The sequence below is a fragment of the Ilumatobacter sp. genome (assembly GCF_049588435.1).
Lineage (GTDB): Bacteria > Actinomycetota > Acidimicrobiia > Acidimicrobiales > Ilumatobacteraceae > Ilumatobacter_A.
In genome coordinates this window covers 1-9,760 of the sequence record NZ_JBAVYV010000090.1, presented here as the reverse complement: position 1 = coordinate 9,760, position 9,760 = coordinate 1, and the positions used below count along the sequence as shown (strand labels likewise).

General features: G+C 67.4%; 11 protein-coding genes. 10 read left to right on the top strand and 1 reads right to left on the bottom strand.

All coding sequences use genetic code 11. The features are described from left to right. Positions 1 to 144 precede the first annotated feature (144 nt). Together WBV89_RS03385 and WBV89_RS03380 are read left to right on the top strand one after the other, a co-directional pair. Positions 145 to 900 (top strand): SDR family NAD(P)-dependent oxidoreductase, encoded by a 756-nt coding sequence (locus WBV89_RS03385; RefSeq protein WP_423979937.1) that lies wholly within the window; start codon positions 145 to 147, stop codon positions 898 to 900. Between the two features lie 51 nt (positions 901 to 951). Then, positions 952 to 1,722, top strand: coding sequence for a ThuA domain-containing protein (locus tag WBV89_RS03380; RefSeq protein ID WP_423979936.1), 771 nt, complete (start codon positions 952 to 954; stop codon positions 1,720 to 1,722). Positions 1,723 to 1,757: 35 nt separating this feature from the next. On the opposite strand, the gene WBV89_RS03375 is transcribed toward WBV89_RS03380, so the two are convergent. Next, on the bottom strand, positions 1,758 to 2,903 hold the full coding sequence (locus WBV89_RS03375; RefSeq protein ID WP_423979935.1) for a YeiH family protein: 1,146 nt from the start codon (positions 2,901 to 2,903) through the stop codon (positions 1,758 to 1,760). Positions 2,904 to 2,974: 71 nt separating this feature from the next. Here WBV89_RS03375 and WBV89_RS03370 point away from each other — a divergent pair, with 71 nt between their 5' ends. The 8 genes from WBV89_RS03370 to WBV89_RS03335 form a co-directional block, all read left to right on the top strand. Further along, complete coding sequence (locus WBV89_RS03370) at positions 2,975 to 3,892, top strand: LysR family transcriptional regulator (protein ID WP_423979934.1); 918 nt, start codon at positions 2,975 to 2,977, stop codon at positions 3,890 to 3,892. 47 nt (positions 3,893 to 3,939) lie between these two features. Continuing rightward, positions 3,940 to 4,533, top strand: a complete 594-nt coding sequence (locus WBV89_RS03365) for a TetR/AcrR family transcriptional regulator (RefSeq protein ID WP_423979933.1) — start codon at positions 3,940 to 3,942, stop codon at positions 4,531 to 4,533. 150 nt (positions 4,534 to 4,683) lie between these two features. Continuing rightward, positions 4,684 to 5,136 carry a Zn-ribbon domain-containing OB-fold protein gene (locus tag WBV89_RS03360; protein ID WP_423979932.1) on the top strand — a complete coding sequence of 151 codons (453 nt, stop codon included), beginning with the start codon at positions 4,684 to 4,686 and terminating at the stop codon, positions 5,134 to 5,136. After that, positions 5,133 to 6,272: a thiolase family protein gene (locus WBV89_RS03355; RefSeq protein WP_423979931.1), complete on the top strand. Its 1,140-nt coding sequence runs from the start codon at positions 5,133 to 5,135 to the stop codon at positions 6,270 to 6,272. The genes WBV89_RS03360 and WBV89_RS03355 overlap by 4 nt, the downstream gene beginning before the upstream one ends. A gap of 127 nt (positions 6,273 to 6,399) precedes the next feature. Next, positions 6,400 to 7,392: a thiamine pyrophosphate-dependent dehydrogenase E1 component subunit alpha gene (locus tag WBV89_RS03350; protein WP_423979930.1), complete on the top strand. Its 993-nt coding sequence runs from the start codon at positions 6,400 to 6,402 to the stop codon at positions 7,390 to 7,392. Continuing rightward, complete coding sequence (locus WBV89_RS03345; RefSeq protein WP_423979929.1) at positions 7,389 to 8,378, top strand: alpha-ketoacid dehydrogenase subunit beta; 990 nt, start codon at positions 7,389 to 7,391, stop codon at positions 8,376 to 8,378. The genes WBV89_RS03350 and WBV89_RS03345 overlap by 4 nt, the downstream gene beginning before the upstream one ends. Before the next feature lie 4 nt (positions 8,379 to 8,382). Further along, positions 8,383 to 9,456, top strand: coding sequence for an NAD(+)/NADH kinase (locus WBV89_RS03340; protein ID WP_423979928.1), 1,074 nt, complete (start codon positions 8,383 to 8,385; stop codon positions 9,454 to 9,456). After that, a partial coding sequence (locus WBV89_RS03335; RefSeq protein WP_423979927.1) for a biotin/lipoyl-containing protein occupies positions 9,446 to 9,760 on the top strand: 315 nt, incomplete at its 3' end. The genes WBV89_RS03340 and WBV89_RS03335, both read left to right, overlap by 11 nt.

Sequence of the window (9,760 nt, the reverse complement as noted above, 5' to 3'; positions counted from 1 at the left end):
CGACCGCACGATCGCAGCGGTCGCCGACAACTTGTCGCGAGCACCGGTGGCACGCCGTCCGGTAGGAGTTGACGAAAGACAGTTCGGTAGGTTCGGCTCGCTCGCATCCACACGACCAATCACACGAAAACAGGGAGAAGAACCATGGATCTCGGACTCACCGGCAAGAAGGCACTGATCACCGGAGCCACCAAGGGGATCGGCCGCACCGTGGCCGAGACACTGCTCAAGGAGGGCGCCTCCGTGGCGATCTGCGCACGCACCGCAGAAGGCGTCGAGCAGGCCGTCGAGGAAATGTCGTCGCTCGGCACCGTCGTGGGCGCCGCGGTCGACGCCGGTGACGGCGAGGCCGTCGCAGCCTGGGTCGCATCATCGGGTGAACAACTCGGTGGGATCGACGTGTTCGTGCACAACACGTCGGGCAAGGGCGCGAAGAAGCCCGAGGACTGGATCAACAACTTCAACATCGACATGATGTCGCTCGTACTCGGAGTCGGAGCCGCCGCCGAGGCGCTTGCCGACGGTGGCGGATCGGTCATCAGCATCGGCACGACCGCCACGGCGGAGCACTTCGCCTCGGGCTCGAACAGCTACAGCGCGTTCAAGTCGGCGGTCACCAACTGGACGCTCGGCCAGGCGCAGATCCTCGGCAAGCAGGGCATCCGGTGCAACGTCGTGTCACCCGGCCCGATCTTCGTCGAGGGTGGCGACTGGAACATGATCAAGGACCACATGACCGACTTCTACGAGGCGACGCAGAAGACCCACCCCGGTGGCGAGCTCGGCACCACGCAGGACGTCGCGAACGTGGTCGCGTTCCTCGCCAGCGACGCGGCCAAGCACGTCAACGGTGTCAACGTCACCGTCGACGGTGGATTCCTCAAGCGCGTCGACTTCTGATCGAGCGCCGTTGACGGCAGCGAACCAACTTCACACGCAGGAGACACGTCGATGACCGACGCACAGCCAGGCAGCCGCATCGACGTCACCCTCGTGGCCGGCGGGATGTACCACGACATCGACTTCGCGAGGATCCAGCTCCTGACGCTGCTCGCTGAGCACGAGGAGTTCCGCGTCCGGGTGCAGCCCGACTACGAGGACACCGACGCGATCGCGGCCGGGTCGATCCTGGTCAGCTACACCTGCAACCTGCGCCCGTCCGAGGACGCGCAGCGCGCGATCCGGTCGTGGGTCGAGGGTGGCGGTCGTTGGGTCGCGTTGCACGGGACGAACTCGGCGCTCGACGTCGGCACGCCGAACGGCGTCGACTCCCCGCGCATCTTCCCACTGTGGGCCGACACGCTCGGCTCACAGTTCGTTGCGCATCCGCCGATCATGCCGTACACCGTCGAGCGTTCGACCGACGACCACTGGCTCGTCGCGGGGATCGACCCGTTCGAGACCGACGACGAGTTGTACCTGTCGGAACACGCCGACCGCGATGCACTCGAACCACTGCTCCACACGAAGTGGCAGGGCGACGCCCGTGGTTTCGTCGAGCACGACTGGACCGACGGCCCGGACGAACACCTCGTGATGTACCTGCGATCCCTCGGCGAGGGTTCAGTGCTCTACAACACGCTCGGGCACTGTCGAGGCCACTACGACATGGTGCCCGTCGTCGACTACTACCCCCAGATCGAACGCGGTTCGTGGGAGCATCCCGCGTACTACGAGCTCCTGCGGCGTGCGCTGCGGTGGGCTCGCGGCGAGTCGAGCTGACTCGGGGCACGCGCCCCCGCACGCTCGGAAGGTCGTCAGACTCCGACGAGCATGACGCCGGCATAGGCGGTGCCGGCCACGAGGATCCACGACGCCGCTCCGAGCACGAGCGGGCGGGCGCCGAGTTTGCGGAGCTTGGCCACCTGGACGCCGCTGCCCAGACCGACGAGCGCGGCTGCGAGGGTCACCTTCTCGATGTGATCCAACGTGTTCAGGGTTCCGGCGCCGAGGACCCCCGTGCTGCGGATCGCGATCGCAGCGAGGAATCCGACGACGAACAGCGGGAGGATCGGGGGGCGCCGACCTGGTCGACCGTTCATCGAGTCGTGCGATGTGGTGACGTCGATCGTCCGGCGGCGCCGCGCCAGCGTGACGCCGGCGACCAACGGTGCCAGCAACACGACGCGGGTGAGCTTCACGAGGACCGCTGAGTCGACGGCCTCGGGGCCCTGCGTCGATGCTGTGGCCACGACCTGGGCGACGTCGTGCACGCTGGCGCCGACGAACATCCCGAATTGCTCCCCCGCCAGTCCGAGCGGACCCGCCAACAGCGGGAGGACGACGATGGCGAGGCTGCCGCACAGCGTGACGAGCCCGATCGAGAACGCAACCTCCTCGTCGTCGGCGTCGGCGACACCCTCGACGGCGGCAATCGCCGACGCACCGCAGATCGAGAAACCGGTGGCGACGAGCAGCGACATCGACGGCGACACGCCGAGCATCCGACCCAGCCGTTGGGTACCGAAGAACGTCGCGGTGACCACGGCCGCGACGACCAGGAGCCCGGGACCGCCGAGCTCCACGACCTCACCGATGGCGAGGTGGAAGCCGAGCAGGACGACCCCCACGCGAAGCAGTCGTTTGGCGGCGAAGCGCAACCCGGGCCGGGTCGCTTCGGGAATCAGACCGACGTTGGTGAGCACGGCGCCGATGGCAACGGCCGCCACCAGCGGTGACACCGTCGGGGCGAATGCGGTGACGGTGAAGGCGGCCGCGACGCAGACGGCGACCAATGCCAGACCTGGAGCCAGCGCCATGGCCGATGCGATCCGAGGGACCGTCACCGTGAGGTCATCGACCGCGGCCCGGTCGACGTCCGCCGAGGACAGACGTCGCTCCATCGGCTTCAGTTCGGCGCTGGATGCGGTCGCCGCCATGTCGTCGAGCTGCGTGGAGGCCATGTCGTCCAGTATCCGGACGTACGCATCACGCCGGTAGACGGATCCTGACGATGCTTCCATAGGATCTCGCTATGGCTCACGAGCGATTCCCGCTCCCTCCGACGTTCCCCACCATCGCCTCGCTCGATCTCTTCTCCACGGTGGTGCGCGTCGGGAGCTTGACGGCGGCGGCCGCGGCCCACGGGATCGCGCAGCCCTCGGCCAGCGCGCGGATCCGCGATCTCGAGCAGAAGATGGGCGTGACGCTCCTGCGTCGAGGGCCGGGCGGGTCGGTGCCGACCGCCGAGGGCGAGGTGGTCGCCGAATGGGCCGAACGCATCCTGCTCGCGGCCGACGAACTCCAGGTCGGAATGGCATCACTGAACCGGCGGCCGACCGCACCGCTGCGGATCGCTGCCAGCTACACCGTTGCCGAACACTTGCTTCCGCGATGGCTGAGCGTGTGGCGCCAACGATCTGCGCGGGTCGTCGAACTGGAGGTCGTCAACTCGGTCGCCGTGCTCGATCGTGTCGAGCGCGGCGACGTCGACCTCGGCTTCGTCGAGTTCACCGGGGACATCACGTCACTCCAGTCCGCCGACGTCGGAAGCGACGAGTTGGTGTGCGTGGTCGCGCCGACGCATCGACTCGCTCGCCGCAAGCAGCCGTTGACGGCCGACCAGTTGAGCGGGGTCGACCTGATCAGCCGCGAGTCGGGTTCGGGAACCCGCACCGCGCTCACGAGGGCGCTCGCCGCTGCAGGGAGCACGTCGCCGACACCGATTCTCGAACTGGGTTCGACCGCATCGGTGCGCGGTGCGGTCATCGACGGCGTGGGGGTGGCACTGCTCAGTCGCCTGGCGGTTCGCGCGGACCTCGAGACCGGTGCACTCGTCGAGGTCGCCACCGTCGGGATCGACCTCCACCGTCCGTTCCGCGCCGTGTGGCGGCTCGGAGATCTCGGGGACGACTCCAGCGCACTGCTCGATGTCGCTCGCGCCGACGGCTGAGCGGACGCCGCCTGTGTTCGAGCGACCTGACTACAGTCCTGCTGCGCATGGCCACGTCCGACTCAACCGAACCGGCACGTCTCGGTCGACCGCCGAAGGTCGACCTGCACGGCAGGCCGACTCGTGAACGGCTCCTCCGCGCCGCAGCGGATGCGTGCGTCGAGTTCGGCTACGAGGGAGCCACGCTGTCCGACATCGCCCGACGAGCCGACGTCTCAACCCCTGCGGTCTACAGCCATTTCTCGGGCAAGGCCGACCTGCTCGTCGAGGCGTGCCAAGGCGAGCTGAACACGATCAGCAGCAGCCGACTCCGCGAGGTCGAGGGGCTGCGCGAGCTCGCCCGCCAATGGATCCAGCCCGACTTCCGACGGTCGCGGATCATCGTCGCCGAGATCCACTGTGCGGCGATTCGCCAACCCGAGGTCGCCGAACTGTTGCGCTCCTGGCAGCAGTTGACGACCAACACCTTGGAGACCCGCGCCGGTTTGACGACCGCCCAGGCACAACAGTTCTTCCTGCTGTTGATCGGCCTGGCCCACCTCGACCAGGTGATGGGGATCGACGTGACCGCCGAGGCAACCGAGGCCGAGGTGGCAGCGGTGCTCGAAGGTTGGCTCGGCGAGCGCTACCTCGATCGCTGAACGACGACCGACGGCACGAATCGGTCCGGTCCGACACTCCCGACACGCTGCCCGCTCGCTGGGAGATCCGCGATGGTCGACTGCTAATCTGCCTTCCCGAACGACCATTCAGTTAGTGCGCGCCGAGCGGCCGCAGACCGAGGGAGCCTCATGACCACCACTGTTGCCGTTGCCGACGGCATCTTCGAGATCCGCGACGGAAAACCCGTCCTGCTGGGGACGCGTTGCACCAATTGCGACAACCACATGTACCCCCGCCAGACCGGGTGCCCGCGCTGCCTGTTCAACGAGCAGGAGGACGTCGAACTCGCCACCGAGGGCACACTGTGGACGTGGACCGTCCAGGCGTTCCCGCCCAAGGCCCCGCCCTACCTCGGCCCGGTCGGCGACGACTTCGTCCCGTACGGCGTCGGCTACGTGGAACTCGCCGGCCAACTCCGAGTCGAGGGTCGACTGACCATTTCGGACCCAGAGCAGTTGAAGATCGGAATGCCGATGGAGCTCGTGCTCGACCCGCTCTCGCTCGACGAGGACGGCAACCAGGTCGTCACCTACGCATTCGCGCCCGTCGAAGCCACCACCCAGAACGGAGACCAGTCATGAGCGACGTCGCAATCGTCGGAATCGGAATGCACGAGTTCGGTCGCCACGACGGCATCTCGGGCATGGACCAGGGCGTCACCGCGGTGCGCCGCGCACTTGCCGACTGCGGTCAGCTGTGGTCCGACATGCAGTTCGCCGTCGGCGGATCGATGGACGGCGGCGCCGCCGACACGATGGTCAGCCGAATCGGGCTGACCGGCCTGCCCTTCACGAACGTCGTGAACGGCTGCGCGACGGGCGGCACCGCCCTCGCCCAAGCGGTCAACACGATCCAGTCGGGAGCCGGCGACCTCGGCATCGCGATCGGCTTCGACAAGCACGAGAAGGGGGCCTTCCGCATCCGGGGGCCCCGTGGCAAGGACTGGTACGGCGGCTCCGGGCTCGCGCTCACCACGCAGTTCTTCGGCATGAAGATCAACCGCTACATGCACCAGTACGGCATCACGCAGCCGACGCTCGCCAAGGTCGGCGCCAAAGCATTCCGCAACGGTGCGCTCAACCCGATGGCATGGCGACGCAAGCCGCTCAGCGAGGAAGAGGTCGCCGAGTCGTTGATGCTGTCGTATCCGCTCACGCAGTACATGTTCTGCTCGCCCGGTGAGGGTGGCGTCGCGATGATCCTGTGCAAGGCCGACAAGGCCAAGCAGTACACCGACCGTCCGATCTACCTCAAGGCTGCCGCCGTGCGAACCCGCAAGTTCGGTTCGTTCGAGGTGCTCGCTCCGTCGATCGCGATCGAACACGATCCGGGCCCCACCAGCGCCGCATCGAAGGCCGCGTTCGAAATGGCCGGTATCGGCCCCGAGGACGTCGATGTCGCCCAACTCCAGGACACCGAGGCCGGCGCCGAGATCATGCACATGGCCGAGAACGGATTCTGCGAGCACGGCGAGCAGGAGCAGATGCTGGCCAACGGCGAGACCGAGATCAACGGTCGCCTCCCGGTCAACACCGACGGCGGCTGCCTCGCCAACGGCGAACCGATCGGTGCGTCCGGCCTGCGTCAGGTGTACGAGAACGTGCTCCAACTGCGCGGCGATGCCGGCGAACGCCAGGTGCCCAACGATCCGAAGGTTGCATACACCCACGTCTACGGTGCCCCCGGCATCAGCGGCGTCACCATCCTCTCCCGCTGAGAAAGCCACCCGGACATCTGGTGCCAGGCACCAGTTGTCCGGTCTGCGAAAACCGCATCCATCTGCGAATTGGACATCTGGTGCCTGGCACCAGATGTCCGACGAACAGCAACACGACAGGAAAAACATGGAATTCTCGACCGAGGTGCTGATGGACATGCACCGCCGCATGGTGCGGATCCGTCTCTTCGAAGAAGCCGCCGGCCAGTTGGCCGAAGCGGCGAAACTGCCCGGCTTCCTCCACCTCTACGTCGGCCAGGAGGCCGTCGCGTCAGGTGTCTGCGCGGCGCTGACCGACCAGGATCAGATCACATCGACCCACCGCGGCCACGGTCACCTCGTCGCCAAGGGCGGCGAGTTCCGCCCGATGATGGCGGAGTTGATGGGCAAGGCCACCGGGTACAACAAGGGCAAGGGCGGTTCGATGCACATCTCGAACCTCGACGTCGGGATGCTGGGTGCGAACGGAATCGTCGGTGCCGGTGCACCGATCGCCGTCGGTGCCGGATTCGGGAACAAGCTGAAGGGCAACGGCAACGTCGCCGCCGCGTTCTTCGGCGACGGATCCACCAACATCGGAGCCTTCCACGAAGCGGCCAACATGGCGTGCGCGCTCAAGCTCCCGGTGCTGTTCATCTGTGAGAACAACGAGTACGGCGAGTTCACCGCACGCGACAAGACGATGGCGATCACCGACATCGTCGACCGCGCCGCCGGCTACGGAATGCCCGGCGTGATCGTCGACGGCATGGACGTCGTCGCTGTCCACGAAGCCGCCATCGAGGCCAAGAACCGCGCGCTGCGCGGCGAGGGCCCGTCGCTGGTCGAGGCGAAGACCTACCGCTACTACAACCACCACGGTGTCCAGAACCTCGGCCTCAAGTACCGCACCGACGACGAGGTGGCCGAATGGAAGCTGCGTGACCCGATCTTCACCTTCGAGGACCGGATGATCGAGGCGGGGTCGGCGTCCCGCGACGAATTCGACGCCGTGTGGGCCGAACTCCGCGCCGACATCGCCGACGCGATCCAGTTCGCCGAAGACAGCCCCGTCCCCGATGTCGACCAGCTCCTGGTCGACGTGTACACCACCATGAGCCCCGAAGGAGCCACCTCGTGACTCGCAAGATCAGCTACGTCCAGGCCTTCAACGAGGCCGTCCGCCAGGAGATGCGCGCCGACGAGACCGTGTTCTGCGCCGGCGAGGACATCGGCGGCTTCGGCGGCGTGTTCCAGACCTACGCCGGTCTGCAGGAAGAGTTCGGCGAAGACCGCGTGGTCGACACCCCGATCAGCGAGCAGGCGATCATCGGCCTCGGTGTCGGCGCGGCCGCAACCGGGTCACGTCCGATCGTCGACATCATGTTCATGGACTTCATCTGCGTCGCGTTCGACCAGATCGTCAACCAGGCCGCGAAGATGAAGTACATGTTCGGTGGCTCGGCCACCGTTCCCCTCACGATCACCACCGGCGGCGGCGGCGGTCTCTCGGCTGCGGCCCAGCACAGCCAGTCGCTCGAAGCGCTGATCTGCCACATCCCCGGGCTGAAGGTCGTCCATCCGTCGAATCCATACGACATGAAGGGGTTGATGACGGCCTGCATCCGCGAGGACAACCCGACGATCATGATCAAGCACAAGCGGCTGCTCGGCATGCAGGGTGAGGTGCCCGAAGAGCCGTACATGATCCCGCTCGGCAAAGCGGCCACGCTGCGCGAGGGTGGCGACGTCACCGTCGTGGCCTGGGGCCGCATGGTCAACGAGGCGTTCGACGTCGCGGAGAAGCTGGCCGGAGAGGGCATCGACGTCGAGGTCATCGACCCGCGCACGCTCCAGCCGCTCGACTCCGAGACGATTCTCGAGTCGGTCCGCAAGACCAACCGGGCAGTCGTCGTGCACGAGGCGGTGCGCTTCGGTGGACTCGGAGCCGAGGTCGCTGCGCAGATCCAGGAGGAGGCGTTCGACTACCTCGACGCGCCGGTCGCCCGGATCGCGGCACCCTTCTCGCCGGTCCCGTTCACCCCGGCCCTCGAGCAGCACTACCAGCCGTCTCCGGCCCGGATCGAGCAGGCGATTCGCGACATCGTCGCCCGACCGGGAGCCTGACCCGGTGCCGACCGCTGTCACCTCCGCGGGCCGTGGACCCGTCGGCGGCGCGGCAACGGTCGGCATCATCGTCAACCCGCACGCCGGCAAGGACATCCGCCGGCTGGTGTCGGCCGCCGGACAGACTTCCGACGCGGTCAAGATCAGCATCATGCGACGGGTCGCTTCCGGGGCGATCGAGCAGGGCGCGCAGCGCGTGTTGCTGAGCACCGACACCCACCACCTCGCGGAGCGCGCGGTCGAGGGCCTCGACGGACCGATCGAGTTCATCGAGAGCCCGCAGACCGGCTCACACCACGACACCGTCGCTGCGGCACGGTCGCTGCGGAAGGAAGAAGCCGGTGCCGTGGTCGCACTCGGTGGCGACGGCACCTGCCGCGACGTCGCGACCGGTTGGCCGGAGGCACCGCTGATCGCCATCTCGACCGGGACGAACAACGTGTTCCCGACCGCTGTCGACGGGACGACCGCAGGCGTCGCCGCGGCGTTGGTCGCCGCCGGTGCAATCGACCCGTCATCGGTCACGGCACCTGCCAAGCGGGTGTCACTCCAGATCGACGACCCGCGCCGCGGAACCGTCGTGCACGAGGACGCACTGGTCGAAGCCGCGCTCGTCGACACGGCATTCGTCGGAGCTCGCGCCGTGTCGGACCCGGCGACGGTCCGGTGGATCGTGGCCTGCATCGCGAGTCCCGCAAGTACCGGACTGGCGAGCGTCGCCGGACGCGTCCATCCGCTCGAGCGCACCGATCCCGGTGGCGTCCTGATCCGCCTCGGCACCGGAGGGCGACGGATCCGCGTCCCGCTGTCACCGGGCACCTTCTCGACCATCGACATCGCCTCGGTCGAACCGCTCGACGAAGGCCGCACCATCGAACTTTCCGGCGGCGGCGTCCTCGCCTACGACGGCGAACGGAACACCCCGGTCTCGGCCGATGCCACCGTCACGGTGACGATCGAACGCTCCGGCCCGCACATGATCGACGTCGATCGAACGCTCCGACTCGCAGCCAGCGATCGTCGCTTCGACATCTGCGTCACCGACAATTTCCCACGAAAGGACATCCATGGCGACTGAGTTCCTCATGCCGAAGCTCGGACTCACGATGGAGGAGGGGACCATTGCCGAATGGCTGGTCGCCGACGGTGAGACCGTCGAGCACGGAGCCGCCGTGCTCCGCATCGAGACCGACAAGACCGAAACCGATGTCGAAGCGGCATCGTCGGGCCGACTGCACATCGCCGGGCAGGTCGGTGACACCTTCGCCTGCGGCGAGCGGATCGGCTGGTTCCTCGCGGAGGGTGAGACCGCGCCCGCCGATGTCCCGGCGGCCGCCGCTCCTGCGGCCGCTGCCACGTCTGCTGCTGCACCGACTGCGACC

Excerpts from the sequence above, each read along its gene's own strand:
- WBV89_RS03385 (WP_423979937.1), top strand. The coding sequence starts at position 145 with ATGGATCTCGGACTCACCGGCAAGAAGGCACTGATCACCGGAGCCACC.
- WBV89_RS03380 (WP_423979936.1), top strand. The coding sequence starts at position 952 with ATGACCGACGCACAGCCAGGCAGCCGCATCGACGTCACCCTCGTGGCC.
- WBV89_RS03375 (WP_423979935.1), bottom strand. The coding sequence starts at position 2,903 with ATGGCCTCCACGCAGCTCGACGACATGGCGGCGACCGCATCCAGCGCC.
- WBV89_RS03370 (WP_423979934.1), top strand. The coding sequence starts at position 2,975 with ATGGCTCACGAGCGATTCCCGCTCCCTCCGACGTTCCCCACCATCGCC.
- WBV89_RS03365 (WP_423979933.1), top strand. The coding sequence starts at position 3,940 with ATGGCCACGTCCGACTCAACCGAACCGGCACGTCTCGGTCGACCGCCG.
- WBV89_RS03360 (WP_423979932.1), top strand. The coding sequence starts at position 4,684 with ATGACCACCACTGTTGCCGTTGCCGACGGCATCTTCGAGATCCGCGAC.
- WBV89_RS03355 (WP_423979931.1), top strand. The coding sequence starts at position 5,133 with ATGAGCGACGTCGCAATCGTCGGAATCGGAATGCACGAGTTCGGTCGC.
- WBV89_RS03350 (WP_423979930.1), top strand. The coding sequence starts at position 6,400 with ATGGAATTCTCGACCGAGGTGCTGATGGACATGCACCGCCGCATGGTG.